The sequence below is a fragment of the Propionivibrio pelophilus DSM 12018 genome, from assembly GCF_059569095.1.
In genome coordinates, this window is the sequence record NZ_JCANUT010000014.1 from 23,732 (window position 1) to 37,196 (window position 13,465).

At 63.4% G+C, this 13,465-nt stretch carries 14 protein-coding genes and 1 pseudogene; 8 read left to right on the forward strand and 7 right to left on the reverse strand.

What is annotated here, in order from left to right; translation table 11 throughout:
• The first annotated feature begins 49 nt into the window (after positions 1 to 49).
• From dapF to xerC, 3 genes are read left to right on the forward strand one after another with little or no spacing between them, the layout of a single operon-like run.
• Positions 50 to 880 (forward strand): diaminopimelate epimerase, encoded by an 831-nt coding sequence (dapF, locus tag BO74_RS08265; protein ID WP_496441445.1) that lies wholly within the window; start codon positions 50 to 52, stop codon positions 878 to 880.
• The gene (locus tag BO74_RS08270) at positions 877 to 1,533 is read left to right on the forward strand and encodes a DUF484 family protein (protein ID WP_496441446.1); all 657 of its coding nucleotides are present in this window, start codon (positions 877 to 879) and stop codon (positions 1,531 to 1,533) included. The genes dapF and BO74_RS08270 overlap by 4 nt, the downstream gene beginning before the upstream one ends.
• A 4-nt stretch (positions 1,534 to 1,537) precedes the next feature.
• The gene (gene xerC / locus BO74_RS08275; RefSeq protein WP_496441447.1) at positions 1,538 to 2,434 is read left to right on the forward strand and encodes a tyrosine recombinase XerC; all 897 of its coding nucleotides are present in this window, start codon (positions 1,538 to 1,540) and stop codon (positions 2,432 to 2,434) included.
• A 116-nt stretch (positions 2,435 to 2,550) separates the two neighbouring features.
• On the opposite strand, the gene msrB is transcribed toward xerC, so the two are convergent.
• Positions 2,551 to 2,964 carry a peptide-methionine (R)-S-oxide reductase MsrB gene (msrB, locus tag BO74_RS08280; protein WP_496441449.1) on the reverse strand — a complete coding sequence of 138 codons (414 nt, stop codon included), beginning with the start codon at positions 2,962 to 2,964 and terminating at the stop codon, positions 2,551 to 2,553.
• 131 nt (positions 2,965 to 3,095) lie between these two features.
• Between msrB and BO74_RS08285 the strand changes: the two genes are divergently transcribed.
• The 4 genes from BO74_RS08285 (at position 3,096) to hslV (ending at position 6,381) form a co-directional block, all read left to right on the forward strand.
• The gene (locus BO74_RS08285) at positions 3,096 to 3,536 is read left to right on the forward strand and encodes a Fur family transcriptional regulator (protein WP_496441451.1); all 441 of its coding nucleotides are present in this window, start codon (positions 3,096 to 3,098) and stop codon (positions 3,534 to 3,536) included.
• Positions 3,533 to 4,513, forward strand: a complete 981-nt coding sequence (locus tag BO74_RS08290) for a CobW family GTP-binding protein (protein ID WP_496441452.1) — start codon at positions 3,533 to 3,535, stop codon at positions 4,511 to 4,513. The genes BO74_RS08285 and BO74_RS08290 overlap by 4 nt, the downstream gene beginning before the upstream one ends.
• A gap of 134 nt (positions 4,514 to 4,647) precedes the next feature.
• Positions 4,648 to 5,835 carry an STAS domain-containing protein gene (locus tag BO74_RS08295; RefSeq protein WP_496441454.1) on the forward strand — a complete coding sequence of 396 codons (1,188 nt, stop codon included), beginning with the start codon at positions 4,648 to 4,650 and terminating at the stop codon, positions 5,833 to 5,835.
• A 9-nt stretch (positions 5,836 to 5,844) separates the two neighbouring features.
• Positions 5,845 to 6,381 (forward strand): ATP-dependent protease subunit HslV, encoded by a 537-nt coding sequence (gene hslV, locus BO74_RS08300; RefSeq protein WP_305073060.1) that lies wholly within the window; start codon positions 5,845 to 5,847, stop codon positions 6,379 to 6,381.
• A gap of 21 nt (positions 6,382 to 6,402) precedes the next feature.
• On the opposite strand, the gene BO74_RS08305 is transcribed toward hslV, so the two are convergent.
• Both BO74_RS08305 and BO74_RS08310 read right to left on the reverse strand, forming a co-directional pair.
• A complete protein-coding gene (locus BO74_RS08305) occupies positions 6,403 to 7,242 on the reverse strand; it encodes an HDOD domain-containing protein (protein WP_496441455.1) in 840 nt (279 codons plus the stop codon).
• Positions 7,239 to 7,511: a hypothetical protein gene (locus tag BO74_RS08310; protein WP_496441457.1), complete on the reverse strand. Its 273-nt coding sequence runs from the start codon at positions 7,509 to 7,511 to the stop codon at positions 7,239 to 7,241. Before BO74_RS08310 ends, BO74_RS08305 begins: the two co-directional genes overlap by 4 nt.
• A 154-nt stretch (positions 7,512 to 7,665) precedes the next feature.
• Between BO74_RS08310 and hslU the strand changes: the two genes are divergently transcribed.
• Complete coding sequence (gene hslU, locus BO74_RS08315) at positions 7,666 to 8,997, forward strand: ATP-dependent protease ATPase subunit HslU (protein WP_496441458.1); 1,332 nt, start codon at positions 7,666 to 7,668, stop codon at positions 8,995 to 8,997.
• A gap of 24 nt (positions 8,998 to 9,021) precedes the next feature.
• On the opposite strand, the pseudogene BO74_RS08320 reads toward hslU, so the two are convergent.
• The 4 genes and pseudogenes from BO74_RS08320 to BO74_RS08335 all read right to left on the reverse strand — a co-directional run.
• Positions 9,022 to 9,200 (reverse strand): annotated as a pseudogene (locus tag BO74_RS08320) (MFS transporter); the annotation flags it as partial.
• Between the two features lie 81 nt (positions 9,201 to 9,281).
• The gene (locus BO74_RS08325) at positions 9,282 to 9,875 is read right to left on the reverse strand and encodes a cysteine hydrolase family protein (protein WP_496441460.1); all 594 of its coding nucleotides are present in this window, start codon (positions 9,873 to 9,875) and stop codon (positions 9,282 to 9,284) included.
• A gap of 85 nt (positions 9,876 to 9,960) precedes the next feature.
• Positions 9,961 to 10,362, reverse strand: a complete 402-nt coding sequence (locus BO74_RS08330) for an RNA-binding S4 domain-containing protein (protein WP_496441462.1) — start codon at positions 10,360 to 10,362, stop codon at positions 9,961 to 9,963.
• Between the two features lie 6 nt (positions 10,363 to 10,368).
• Positions 10,369 to 13,461, reverse strand: a complete 3,093-nt coding sequence (locus tag BO74_RS08335; protein WP_496441464.1) for an efflux RND transporter permease subunit — start codon at positions 13,459 to 13,461, stop codon at positions 10,369 to 10,371.
• Between the last annotated feature and the right edge of the window lie 4 nt (positions 13,462 to 13,465).

Below are 13,465 nucleotides of genomic sequence, written 5' to 3' on the forward strand. Positions count from 1 at the left end.
TGCTTCCTCGTATAATGCGCGGAATGTCCTGAGACGCGGGTAGCGCCGAATGAAGATCCGTTTTTCCAAGATGCACGGGCTGGGCAATGATTTCGTGGTGATCGACGGGGTTCGCCAGGCGATCGCGTTGTCGTCCGTTCAGATTCGTTTCCTTGCCGACCGCCACTTTGGCGTCGGTTGCGATCAGCTGTTGCTGGTTGAAAAAGCCGGGCGGCCCGATGTCGATTTTCGCTACCGCATCTTCAACGCCGACGGCGGCGAAGTGGAGCAGTGCGGCAATGGCGCGCGCTGCTTCGTGCGCTTCGTGCATGAACAGGGGCTCACGGAAAAAACCGAGATCCGCGTCGAAACCATGAGCGGAGTGATCAGTCCCCGGCTCGAAGCCGACGGGAGCGTCACCGTCGACATGGGCGTGCCGGTTTTCGATCCGGAGCGGATCCCGTTCGTGAGTTCGTCGGTCGATCTCGTCCAGCCGGTTGAGGTTGGCGGCGAGCGTATCGATATCACAGCTGTTTCCATGGGCAATCCGCATGCCGTGCAGGTCGTTGCCGATGTCGATGCTGCACCGGTTGCCGTGCAGGGGCCGTTGATCGAAGCACATCCGCGCTTCCCGCAGCGCGTCAACGCCGGTTTCATGCAGCTCGCCGGGCGGCAGCGAATTCGTTTGCGCGTGTTTGAACGTGGTGCCGGCGAGACCTTGGCCTGTGGTACCGGAGCCTGTGCGGCGGTCGTCGCGGGAATTGCCCGGGGGCTGCTCGACTCGCCGGTGCGGGTCGAGACGCGTGGCGGGGAACTGAGCATTGCCTGGCAGGGGCCGGGCACGCCGGTGCTGATGACCGGACCGGCCGTAACCGTATTTACCGGAGAAATCGAGCTATGAAATCCGAAGAAGTCGCACAGTACCTGCTGGATCATCCCCAGTTTTTCGAGGAGCACACCGACCTCGTGTCTCGTCTGGTGATCCCGCATCCGCATGGCGGGCGGACGATCTCGATCACCGAGCGGCAGATGCTCAGTCTGCGCGACAAGAACCGGCAGGTTGAAGGCAAGCTCGCCGAGTTGTTGCAGTTCGGCGAGGAGAACGACGTCATCAGCGAGAAGATGCACCGCCTCGGGGTGGCGGTGATCGCCGCGGGCAGCTTCCAGTCGGTCATCCACTCGCTGAATTTCCATTTGCGTGACGATTTCGCCATCCCGCATTTCGCCTTGCGCCTGTGGCGTCGCCCCGAGAACGCCGCCGAGTTGCCCGAGTTCGCCGGCGTCAGCGAGGAATTGCAGACCTTCGCCGAAACGCTGGAACATCCCTATTGCGGCTCGACGTCCGGTTTTGAGACCGCCTCCTGGTTTGGCGCGGCGGCCGCGCAGGTGCGCTCGCAGGCGCTGATTGCCCTGCGCAACGGTGGCGGCACGATCGGCATGATCGCATTGGGCAGCGAAGACCCGCAGCGTTTCTATTCCGGCATGGGCACGCTGTATCTGGAGCGTCTCGGCGAAATGGCCTCGGCGGCGCTGGCCCGGGTGTTGCCGCTGTAGTGAAATGAGCGCGTCGGGGCCGGTTGATCGCTATCTGGACGAACTGGCCCAGCAGCGTCGTCAGTCACCGCATACCGTCAGCAACTACCGGCGCGATCTGGGTGTGTTGTCTCGCCTGATCGAGACGACGGGCGATCTGAACCTGACGTCCTTGCAGGCGCATCACGTCCGGCGGTTCGTGGCCCAGTTGCACGGCCAGGGATTGTCCGGCCGCTCCTTGGCGCGCATGTTGTCGGCCTGGCGCGGCTTCTATCGCTGGCTCGGGGCGAATGGTGAAATTTCCGCCAACCCCGTCGAAGGCGTGAAAGCGCCGAAGCGACCGCAGGCGCTGCCGAAAGTGCTTTCGCCCGATGAAGCGTGCCGCCTGCTGGAGGGGCAAGGCGAGGATGCGCTCGAGTTGCGTGATCTGGCGATGTTCGAACTGTTCTACTCATCGGGCGTGCGCCTCACCGAGTTGACGACACTGGACGTGGGCTGCCTGCATGATCTGGCGGATGGGGAAGTCCGGGTGCTCGGCAAGCGCGGCAAGGCGCGCCATGTGCCGGTCGGGCGCAAGGCCCGGGAGGCGATCGAGCGGTGGGTCGAGCGTCGCCCGGAGGTGGCCGGCCCCGGTGAAACGGCACTGTTCGTCGGCAAGCGCGGCGCGCGCATCCATCCGCGCGTGGTCGAGGAGCAACTGAAACGCCGTGCCCTGGCGCAGGGGCTGCCGGTCAACGTTCATCCGCACATGCTGCGGCATTCGTTCGCCTCGCATCTGCTGCAGTCGTCAGGCGATCTGCGCGCCGTCCAAGAAATGCTCGGGCACGCCAGCATTGCCTCGACGCAGGTGTATACCCATCTCGATTTCCAGCATCTGGCACACGTCTACGATCAGGCGCATCCGCGGGCAAAACGGAAATAATTCCATTTCTAAATCACCCGTGACTTTGTCGACATCGCCTTGCCGTGCTACAGCACTGTCTGCGGCTCGTCTTCGCGTCACTGGCGATTTATAAAGGGAATAGTCCCGGAACGGGTTCAGCCCCGCAATGGCGGCAACGGCTCGCCCCTCGGGACGAAGACCAGCGCCAGCCCGTTGTTGCAGTAACGCAATCCGGTCGGCGGCGGGCCGTCCTCGAAAACGTGCCCTTGGTGGCCACCGCAGCTTGCGCAATGGTATTCGGTGCGCGGATAGCCCAGCTTGAAGTCGGTCTTCGTGGCGGTCGTGCCGGGGAGCGCCTCCCGGAAGCTTGGCCAGCCGGTGCCGCTTTCGTACTTGGCCCGGCTGTTGAACAGTGGCTGGAAACAGGCGGCGCAGAGGAAGGTGCCGTCGCGTTTCTCTGTGAGCAGCCCGCTGCTGCAGGCGTACTCGGTCTCTTCCTCGAAGAGGATGCGGAAAGTTTCCTCGGGTAGCAGTTTGGCCCATTCGGCCTTGGTCTTGGCAAGCGGCATGGTCGTCTCTCCTCGTTCGTTCGTCATTGGGCAATGTCGATACGCAGGGGTTCATATTGCATCTGCAACTGCGTTGCGAGCATGGATGTGGCGTGTTCTAATCGCCCTCCCGAGAACCTCTGGAGCGCGACATGGCAGCAACTCCTTCATCCGGCCAGCAGGTGGTTGCCGAACAGATTCGGCGTTGCGGCGCGCGTGCGACGCCGGCGCGCATTCGTGTCCTGCGTCTGTTGCGCGAGGCGCCGACGCCGGTTTCGCATGCTGAAATCGAAGAGCGGTTGGGCGAGCCGACGATGGATCGGGTGACGTTGTACAGAGTGCTTGACTGGCTGGTGGCCAGTGGCTTGGCTCACAAGAGTGCCGATGCGCATCGCGTCTTCCGCTTTTCCGCCGCATCGCTCGGCGAACATGCGACGCACGTGCATTTTCGTTGCGAGCAATGCGGCGGCGTCTATTGCCTCGACGCATCGCTCCCCGTCGCGCCGGCGCTGCCGCCGGGTTTTTCGCTGACCCGTCTGGATTTTGACCTGCGCGGAATCTGCGCGAACTGTGGCAAGGAGACGAAGCGATGAGCGCGCCCATTCCGGTAACTATCGTCACCGGCTTTCTCGGCAGCGGCAAGACGACGCTGCTCAACCGGATTCTGACCGAATCCCACGGTGAGAGGATTGCCGTCATCGAGAACGAGTTCGGTGAAGCGGGGATCGACAACGAATTGCTGGTTTCCGGCGAGGAGCAGGTCGTCGAGATGAACAACGGTTGCATCTGCTGCACCGTGCGTGGCGACCTGATCCGGATTCTCAACGATCTGGCGGACCGGCGCGCGGACGGCCGGCTCGCGTTCGACCGGGTGGTGATCGAAACGACCGGCCTGGCCGACCCCGGGCCGGTGGCGCAGACCTTCTTTCTCGACGAACAGGTTTCGCGGCGCTATCTGCTTGACGCCGTAATCACCCTCGTCGATGCCGTCCATGCCATGCGCCAACTCGACGAGCACGAGCAGGCACAGGCGCAGGTCGGATTCGCCGATCGCTTGCTGTTGTCGAAAACGGATCTGGTTGGCGGTGAGCAGGCAGGCGCCGTGTCGCAGCGTCTGCGACAGATCAATCCCCGCGCCGAGCTTGTCGCGGCGCATTTCGGGCAGGTGCCGATAAAGGAGTTGCTCGATATCCGCGGATTCAACCTGAATGACGTGTTGCGCATCGCGCCGGAATTCCTGTCTGCCGGCCATCATCACCATGCGAAGGATCGCGTCGGTGCCTTCGTCTTTCGCTGCACGCAGCCCTTCGACGATGCCCGGCTGCAGGACTTTCTCGCGGCGATTGCCCGGGTCTATGGTCCAGGTCTGATGCGTTACAAGGGCGTGCTGTCGATTCAGGGTTTGCCCTACCGGGTGATCATTCAGGGCGTGCATGAACTGATGGGAGCCAGCGCCGGGAAAGATTGGGAGCCGGCGAGTGTGCGCGAAAGCGTCATGGTGTTCATCGGCCGCGACCTGCCGCGCGAGATCATCGAGCAGGGCTTGCGCCAGAGCCTGTGCGCGGCATGAGGCAAAAGAAGCGTCGCGGCAGCCCCGAAATTGCAGAGCGTGAGGCGATGTGTTAAAACAAACCCCCGCGTTCCAGCCGTAGCCCGATCGCTTCTGCCATGGTTTTCTCATTCTTCAAAAAGCAGCCGGAAAAGATGGTTGCTCGTCCAGCGGCCGTTCCGCGGAGGGCGGATGTCGGGGGCGACCACGCAGAAAAAGACGGCACGGGCAAGGCAACCATGCCGGGGTCGACTCGGGCCGAGGCAGAGGGGCCGGATGCGAACGCTCCGGTGGATTCGCCCTCGGACTTCTCCGACTTCGCTTTCAGTCAATCTTCGCTGGATTTTCACGTCGAGGCCGATGTCGATCCAATCGACGCTCAGGCCGAAGAGGCCGCCGTTCTGTTTGCCAACAGTCAGGATGCGGCGGCGCAAAGTGTCCTTGAAGGCACGGTGCCGGCCTGCCGCGGTGAGTCCGGTGAACGGCTCTGGCTGATGCTTTTCGACCTGTACCGGGTGACGGGCCAGCAATCGGCCTTCGAAGCGCAGGGAATCGAGTATGCGCGGGCTTTCGAAAAGTCGCCGCCCGGCTGGGGCGGCAGTGCCCCCGAAAATGCCAAGCCGCGCGAGGGAAGTGCGGGCAGTCTGGTTTTCAAGGGGGATCTGCTCGGGAGCAATCAAACCGCGTTTGAAGCCGTCAGGCAGTCGCTCGGGAAGAACCGCAGATTGCGGCTCGATATGTCGAAAGTCGGACAGCTCGATCCCGACGGTTGCGCCAGCCTGCTGCATTTTTTAGTTCAGGCACGGAAGAACAAGCAGGAAATCGAACTGCTTGGTCGTGAGGCGCTTGGCGAACTCGTCCAGGGGTGTGTCGAGGTCGGGCGTGCCGAAGGGAAGGCGTGCTGGTTGCTCCTGCTCGAATTGTGTCAGTTGCAAGGGCGTCAGGAAGCATTCGAAGAGGTGGCGATCGACTACGCGGTGACTTTCGAGGAGTCGCCGCCTTCTTGGGAAGTTGCGCGAGTGGCGGCGCCGGAGCCGGAAATTCCGGCAGAAACCCCGGTCAGTGGCGAGGCAGGCGATGCCTACGTATTGAATGGTGAGGTCAAGGGCGCGCGCTTTGCCGATCTTTCGGCGTTTGCCGACAGCCGTGACGCAGTTCAGATTGACTGTTCCGGGCTGAAACGCATGGATTTCGTGAGTGCTGGTGCGTTGCTGAATGCGCTGACGTCGGTCCGCCGTTCCGGGAAGAAAATCGTTTTTCGCCACCCCAATTATCTGGTGGCCGAGTTGCTGCGCATCGTCGGGCTGACGGCGGTGGCCACCCTCGTTTTTGCCAAACGTTAGGATCGATTCATGGAACAATACCACGGCACGACGATCATTTCGGTTCGTCGCGGACGCAAGGTCGCCATGGGCGGCGACGGCCAGGTGACGCTGGGCAACATCGTCGTCAAGGCCAGCGCGCGCAAGGTGCGCCGCATCCACAACGACAGCATCCTCGCCGGCTTCGCCGGCGGGACAGCCGATGCCTTTACGCTGTTCGAACGCTTCGAAGCCAAACTGGACAAGCATCAGGGCAATCTGGTCCGATCCGCGGTCGAATTGGCCAAGGACTGGCGCAGCGACCGGGCCTTGCGGCGGCTGGAGGCGATGCTCGCGGTAGCCGATCGCGAAAGCTCGCTGATCATCACCGGCAACGGCGACGTGCTGGAGCCGGAGCAGGGGCTGCTGGCCATCGGCTCGGGCGGTGCCTATGCGCAGTCGGCCGCGCGCGCGCTTCTGGAAAACACCGAACTCGATCCGGCGGAGATCATCCGGAAATCACTGGCCATCGCCGGCGATCTCTGCATCTACACCAATCACAGCGTCACGCTCGAAACGCTGGATTAATCTGGAGGCGTCACGCTCCGGTCAGACGCCGAGCGAAACGCGGAAATCGTCGAATCGCGCTTCGATTTCGGCAAAATGCGCAGCGAATTTTGGCCAGGAAACGCCTAGGCTGGCGCAAGCGACGTCGGAGAGCTCGGGGACCTGATTGCTCGGCAATTCCCCCAGGTCGAGCGCATGGTTCAGGCATTCGCTGACATGCACCAGATTGCCCATCTCGCTACCGAATTCGTTGGGTTCGTGGTGCGCCGCGATCGCGTCGACGATATCGGTCGGCAGCTTCCAGGTCGTTGCCAGGATGCGGCCAGCCTCGCAGTGGTCGTAGCCGAAAACGGCGCGTTCGGCGATGAACAGCGGGATGTCCTCGCGCTGATGCCGGTCGAGCGCGGCAAGGAAGTGGGTCGGGCTGGCGGTGTACATCAGGAGTTGCCCGATGTCGTGCAACAGGCCGCTGGTGAAGGCCAGATCGGGATCGATGCCGGTCTGTTCGGCCAGCACGCGGGCACAGGTGGCGACACCGAGCGAGTGCTGCCAGAGGATGCGGGCGCTGAAGCCGGATGCATGCGCGTCGTAGCGATAGATCAGCGCCGAAGCCAGAACGATGGTGGCGATCCGGTCGGCGCCGAGGAGCAGGAAGGCTTGGCTGGCAGAGGCGACGCGTTTCGAAAGCCCCGACCCGGCGGAATTCGCGGCGGCGAGGAGGCGGGCAACGATGGCGGGGTCCGAGTTGATATGGTGCGCCAGGGTATCGAGGTTGGCACTGTCGTCGCCGAGTGCCCGGATCAGATAATTGACCACTTCCGGCAGCGAGGGAAGCGCCTCCGCGTGGGTCGGCAGCGAGTCGAGCCGTGGCGGCGGGGTCATTGTGCACCTTCCAGTCGGTACGCGAGAACCGCGGAGCGGAGGGTGTCCCGGGCGGGGGAACTCGTTCCGCGGAAGACGTGTGCGATCCGCTTTTCAGCAGCCTCGCGTTCGCTGGCAAGTGTTTCGGCATCCCGGGTGTCAGCGACGAGCACCGTGACGGTGGTAACGCCGCGCCGCATCAGCCGGTCGAGCATCGCCACGTCGAGAACGGTGCCGGCAGCCAGCAACGGCTTGCCTTCGCGGTCGGTGAGATCCCGGGCGAGTGCCATGCCCGGCGTGGCTCGAGCTGGGGCAAGGCACAGGAGGCGTTGCTTGGCGGTCATCGGCGAGCCCGGTCTTGAGATTAGGAGTGGCGTGAGTTTGCCACAGCGCAAGGTCGATGAGAACATAACGCCCTTGATCCGTGGTTAAGGCAGGACTGATATGACGCAGATGACTCCGCAGGAAATCGTTCACGAACTCGACAAGCATATCGTCGGACAGGGCAAGGCCAAGAAGGCGGTGGCCATCGCCTTGCGCAACCGCTGGCGGCGGGCGCAGGTGAGCGAGCCGCTACGCCAGGAAATCACGCCGAAGAATATCCTGATGATCGGACCGACCGGGGTTGGCAAGACGGAAATCGCCCGGCGTCTGGCGCGCCTGGCCAACGCTCCGTTTATCAAGGTCGAAGCGACCAAATTCACCGAGGTCGGTTACGTCGGTCGTGACGTCGAGACGATCATTCGCGACCTGGCCGAGATCGCCATCAAGAACGGGCGCGAGCAGGCCATGAAGGGCGTGCGGGTACGCGCCGAGGATGCTGCCGAGGATCGCATCCTCGATGCGCTGCTGCCGCCGGCCCGTGGTGGTTTCTACAACGATACGCAGAACTCCGAAGAAAATGCGACCCGGCAGAAATTCCGCAAGAAACTGCGCGAGGGCGAGTTCGACGACAAGGAGATCGAGATCGAGGTTGCCGGTGCGCCGTTGCAGGCGGAAATCTTCGCGCCGCCGGGGATGGAGGAACTGACCTCGCAGATCCAGGGGATGTTCCAGAACATGGGCGGGGCGCGCAAGAAATCGCGCAAGCTCAAGATCATCGAAGCGCGCCGCCTGTTGATCGATGAAGAGGCCGGGAAGCTGGTCAACGACGAGGAGGTGAAGCTCGACGCCGTGCGCAACGTTGAGCAGAACGGCATCGTCTTCCTCGACGAAATCGACAAGATCACTTCACGCAGCGATGCGCACGGCGCCGATGTCTCGCGCCAGGGGGTGCAGCGCGATCTGCTGCCGCTGGTCGAGGGGACGACGGTGTCAACCAAGTACGGCATGATCCGCACCGATCACATCCTGTTCATCGCCAGCGGCGCTTTCCATCTGGCCAGGCCGTCCGATCTGATCCCGGAACTGCAGGGGCGCTTCCCGATCCGGGTGGAACTCGATTCACTGTCGGTCGCCGATTTCGAGCGCATCCTGACGCAGACCGATGCGTGCCTGACCATGCAGTACGAAGCCTTGCTGGCGACCGAAGCGGTTACCCTGACATTCACCACGGAGGGCATCCAGCGCCTGGCCGAGGTGGCCTGGTCGGTCAACGAGCGTACCGAGAACATCGGCGCCCGCCGCCTCTACACGGTGATGGAGCGCCTGCTCGAAGAGGTCTCGTTCAGCGCCGGCAACAAGGGGGCAGAAACGGTGACGATCGACGCGGCGTACGTCGATTCTCGGCTGACCGAACTTTCGCGCAACGAGGATCTGTCGCGCTACGTGCTGTGAGTACTAGCGGTCATGCGGCCTGCAGCCGATGACTTGGATCAGCTTCTGCAGGATCGGCGCGAAGATGAACTGGCCGAACGAGCCGCCGGCATTGATGACTCCCGATGCCGCGCCGCGCGCTTCCAGCGGCAGCCGGTGCTGGCGTCGAGTGGCGCGAGAAATAGCCCGAGAGATTGTCGTGCGCCCATGGTGACCATGAGAATGCCGGCAGCCGAGAGGGTGACGAGCCAGAGTTGCGGGGTGTTGAGGGCGCGGAACGTGTGTTTGTCTTCGCGGTAAGGCGACTATCGCGCGACGAATTCCTCGAGTGTCAGCACGCTGGAAACCTTGGTCAGCATGCGCAAGGTCTGCTCGTGGTCGTCGTCGCTGGCCGCGATGCAGCAGTCACCAAGAACATGGCAGGCTAAGTCGCGGTCATGCGCGTCACGGGTGGCCGTTTGCACCGCCATGTCGGTGGCACAGCCGGCGATGAACAGATTGCGGACGCCGTAGGTGCGCAGCAGGAGTTCGAGCGGTGTACCGAAGAAGGCGCTGACACGGTGCTTGACCAGCACGGCTTCGCTGGCGAGCGGTGCGGCCTTGACGTGGAAGTCGGTCGCCCAGGTGTCACGCTGCAAGACGCCGAAGCGCTTCGCGCCGCCGAATACCGGCGAGGTCTCCGGTTGTTCCTTGTAGTCGGCAGAGAACGCCACGCCGACGTGGATCACTGCCATTTCGGCACGGCGCGTATGCCGCAACAAAGCGGCTACACGGTCAAGCGGCCCGTGGCGGGTATCGAAATCGGCATAGCCTTTGCCGGCGACTTTGCCGTCCGGATGGACGATTTCGTTGATGAAGTCGATCAACAGCAGGGCGTTTTCAGAAGCGGTGGCGGCCATGGTCGTTCCTCACGAAAGCGTTATGGGGAAAAAGCCGCGCTATGGTAATCCAATCGGCCCCCGGTCGAGGCCACGAGTGCGCGGGTCAGTAGCGCTCGTTGAAACCGTGGATTTGGCGCCGGGCCTTCTTCGTCGGCCGCCCGCGCAGTTCGCTGCCGGGCGAGGGGGCGAGCTTTTGGGCTTCACGGACGGTTTCGCGCCGGGTGCGGCTTTCGTCGGTTTCTTCGTAGAGCAACTGCGCCTCGCTGGCCGGACGGCGCTGCTCGTTGAGCCCGCGGACGACGACCGTCCAGTGCTGCTGCCCGGCAGTGATGTCCAGCGTGTCGCCCAGGCGCAGGTCGCGGGCGGGTTTTACCGGGCTGCCGTTGAGGCGCACGTGGCCACCGTGAATGGCCTCGGTGGCCAGCGAGCGGGTCTTGAAGAAACGCGCCGCCCAGAGCCATTTATCGACGCGCAGGCCGGCGGGAGGAGGAGGACGTTCTGCCATCGTTGATCAGACCGGTTCGGAGGTGACGTGCGCCGCCTGTTCGCGCCGTGTCAGCCGGTCGAGGTAGAGATAGACCACCGGGGTCAGATACAGCGTCAGGAACTGCGAGACGACCAGCCCGCCGACGACGGCGATCCCGAGCGGCTGGCGCACTTCGGCGCCGGCGCCGATGGCCAGGGCGATCGGCAGGGTGCCGACCAGTGCGGCCATGGTGGTCATCATGATCGGGCGGAAGCGGATAACGCAGGCCTTGTAGATGGCGTCGAATGCCGGGGTGCCCTCGTTGCGCTGCCGGTCGAGGGCGAAGTCGATCATCATGATCGCGTTTTTTTTGACGATGCCGATCAGCATGATGACGCCGACAAAGGCGTACAGATTGAGGTCGATGCCGAAGATCATCAGCGTGATCAGCGCGCCGAGCGCTGCGGACGGCAGGCCGGACAGGATGGTCAGCGGATGGATGAAGCTCTCGTAGAGAATGCCGAGCACGATATAGACGACCAGCACGGCGATCAGCAGCAGGATGCCAAGTCCCTGCAGTGAGGACTGGAAGGCCTGGGCAGTTCCCTGCAGGCTGGTGTTGAGTGTCGCGGGCAGGCGAATCTCCCGTTCGAGCGCCTTGAGGCGATTGACGGCGTCGCCCAGAGACACGCCCGGGAGCAGGTTGAACGAGAGGGTGACCGACGGGAGTTGCCCTTGGTGGCTGATCGTCAGCGCCTGCGTGCGGCGGGTGACTCGCGTCACGGTGTCGAGCGGTATCAGCTTGCCGCTGGAGGCGCGGACGTAGAGTCGGGAGAGCTTTGTCGGATCGAGCTGGAATTCCGGGGCAACCTCGAGGATGACCTGGTACTGGCTAGCCGTGCCGTAGATCGTCGAAATCTGTCGCGCGCTGAAGGCGTTCTGCAAGGCATCCTCGACCTGGCTGAAGGTGAGGCCGAGCGCAGCAATCTTGTCGCGGTCAACATCAAGGGCGACTACCGGGTTGCGGTTGTTGAGGTTGCTGGTGACATCGACGAAGCCGGGTAGCTGGCGGATCTGCCGCAGCAGGGTGTCGGTCCATTGGTACAACTCGTCGAGGTCGGTGCTCTGCAGGGTGTACTGGTACTGCGCTGAGGTAACCTGGCCTCCGATGCGGATGGCCGGCGGGTTTTGCATGAAAACGCGAATGCCCGGAATTGCCGCCAGTTTCGGGCGCAACTGCTGGATTATTTCGTCCGCGGAGAGTTCGCGTTCGTGACGTGGCTTGAGCACCATGCTAAGCGAGCCGGTGTTCATCGTCGGGCGCGAGTTGGTCGCGCCGACCGACGACATGAAGGAACGGATGTTCGGATCCCGGGCGATGATGGCGGCCACCGCCCGCTGCTTTTCCACCATGGCGGCGAAGGAGATGTCCTGCGCACCCTGGGTGGTGGCCGTAATCTGTCCGCTGTCGCCGCTCGGCAGGAATCCCTTGGGGATCTGGACGAAGAGCAGGCCGCTGAAGACCACCGAGAGGACGAAGCCGAGCATCACGGTGCGCGGATGCTTCATCGCCAGCCGCAACGTCTTCTCGTAGCCCGCCAGCAGCAGTTCGAAGAAGCGCTCGAAAGCCCGGAATATGCGGCCGTGCGCTTCGCTTGCCGAGTGTTTCAGGTAGCGACTGCAGAGCATCGGCGTGAGGGTCAGGGAAACGATGCCGGAGACGAGGATCGCCACGCAGATGGTGACGGCGAATTCATGCAGCAGACGGCCGACGATGCCGCTCATGAACATCACCGGGATGAACACGGCGACCAGCGAGATGGTCATCGAGACGATCGTGAAACCGATTTCCCGCGAGCCCTTGATCGCGGCCTGCTGCGGCGTTTCCCCCAGTTCGATGTGCCGGACGATGTTCTCCAGCATGACGATGGCGTCGTCGACGACGAAGCCGACGGCCAGGGTCAGCGCCAGCAGCGACAGGTTGTCGAGGCTGTAGCCGAGTGCGTGCATCACCGCGAACGTGCCGATGACCGAGATCGGCAAAGCCAGCGCCGGGATGACGGTGGCCGACAGGTTGCGCAGGAACAGCAGGATGACCAGAACCACCAGGAAACCGGCGAGCAGCAGGGTGAATTGGACGTCGACAATTGATTCGCTGATCGAGATGCTGCGGTCGTAGAGCGTGGTCATGCTGATCGAGGCCGGCAGGCTGGCCTGAAAGCTCGGCAACATGCGCTTGACCGATTCCACCGTGTCGATGGTGTTGGCGCCGGGTTGCCGCTGGATGGCCAGAACGATGGCGCGTTTGTCGACGTTCCAGGCGGCGATGCGGGCGTTTTCTACCCCGTCGACCGGCGTGGCGACTTCTTCCAGGCGGACGGGGGCGCCGTTGCGCCAGGCGACGATCAGCGGACGATAGGCGGCGGCGGTCGTGAGCTGGCCGTTGTCCTTGATGGCGAAAGCCTGGTGGCGGCCATCCAGTTGGCCGAGCGGCTGGTTGACGTTGGCTTGCGCGATGGCCTGCCGCAGCTCGTCGATTCCCATGTTGCGGGCGGCGAGCTGATCCGGGTTGGCCTGGATCCGTACTGCGTACTTCTGCGAACCGAAGACCAGTACTTGGGCGACTCCGGCGACGGTCGACAGGCGTTGCGCCAGTTGCGTTTCCGCGTATTCGTTGACCACCGCCAGCGGCAGCGTCGGGGAACTCAGCGCGACGTAGAAGATCGCCGAGTCAGCCGGGTTGACCTTGCGGAATGATGGCGGGCTGGACATGTCCGACGGCAGTTTGCGCTGTGCCGAGGCGATCGCCGACTGCACGTCCTGCGCCGCGGCGTCGATATTGCGGTCCAGCGAAAACTGCAGGGTAATCGAGGTGCTGCCTTGGGCACTCGTCGAACTGAGCGATTCCAGCCCGGCAATCGTGGAAAACTGGCCTTCGAGTGGCGTCGCCACCGCGGCGGCCATCGTTTCCGGCGAGGCGCCGGGCAGCCGGGCGGTTACCGAAATGGTCGGGAAGTCGACGTTGGGCAGCTCCGAGACCGGCAGGGCGCGGTAGGCGATCAGGCCGAAGATTATGAACGCCGCCATCAGCAGCGTGGTCATCACCGGGCGGCGGATGCAGAGTTCCGGCAGGTGCATGGCA

Bases quoted from the DNA above. Each gene is read 5' to 3' on its own strand.
- dapF (WP_496441445.1), top strand. From the start codon at position 50: ATGAAGATCCGTTTTTCCAAGATGCACGGGCTGGGCAATGATTTCGTG.
- BO74_RS08270 (WP_496441446.1), top strand. From the start codon at position 877: ATGAAATCCGAAGAAGTCGCACAGTACCTGCTGGATCATCCCCAGTTT.
- xerC (WP_496441447.1), top strand. From the start codon at position 1,538: ATGAGCGCGTCGGGGCCGGTTGATCGCTATCTGGACGAACTGGCCCAG.
- msrB (WP_496441449.1), bottom strand. From the start codon at position 2,964: ATGCCGCTTGCCAAGACCAAGGCCGAATGGGCCAAACTGCTACCCGAG.
- BO74_RS08285 (WP_496441451.1), top strand. From the start codon at position 3,096: ATGGCAGCAACTCCTTCATCCGGCCAGCAGGTGGTTGCCGAACAGATT.
- BO74_RS08290 (WP_496441452.1), top strand. From the start codon at position 3,533: ATGAGCGCGCCCATTCCGGTAACTATCGTCACCGGCTTTCTCGGCAGC.
- BO74_RS08295 (WP_496441454.1), top strand. From the start codon at position 4,648: ATGGTTGCTCGTCCAGCGGCCGTTCCGCGGAGGGCGGATGTCGGGGGC.
- hslV (WP_305073060.1), top strand. From the start codon at position 5,845: ATGGAACAATACCACGGCACGACGATCATTTCGGTTCGTCGCGGACGC.
- BO74_RS08305 (WP_496441455.1), bottom strand. From the start codon at position 7,242: ATGACCCCGCCGCCACGGCTCGACTCGCTGCCGACCCACGCGGAGGCG.
- BO74_RS08310 (WP_496441457.1), bottom strand. From the start codon at position 7,511: ATGGCACTCGCCCGGGATCTCACCGACCGCGAAGGCAAGCCGTTGCTG.
- hslU (WP_496441458.1), top strand. From the start codon at position 7,666: ATGACGCAGATGACTCCGCAGGAAATCGTTCACGAACTCGACAAGCAT.
- BO74_RS08325 (WP_496441460.1), bottom strand. From the start codon at position 9,875: ATGGCCGCCACCGCTTCTGAAAACGCCCTGCTGTTGATCGACTTCATC.
- BO74_RS08330 (WP_496441462.1), bottom strand. From the start codon at position 10,362: ATGGCAGAACGTCCTCCTCCTCCCGCCGGCCTGCGCGTCGATAAATGG.
- BO74_RS08335 (WP_496441464.1), bottom strand. From the start codon at position 13,461: ATGCACCTGCCGGAACTCTGCATCCGCCGCCCGGTGATGACCACGCTG.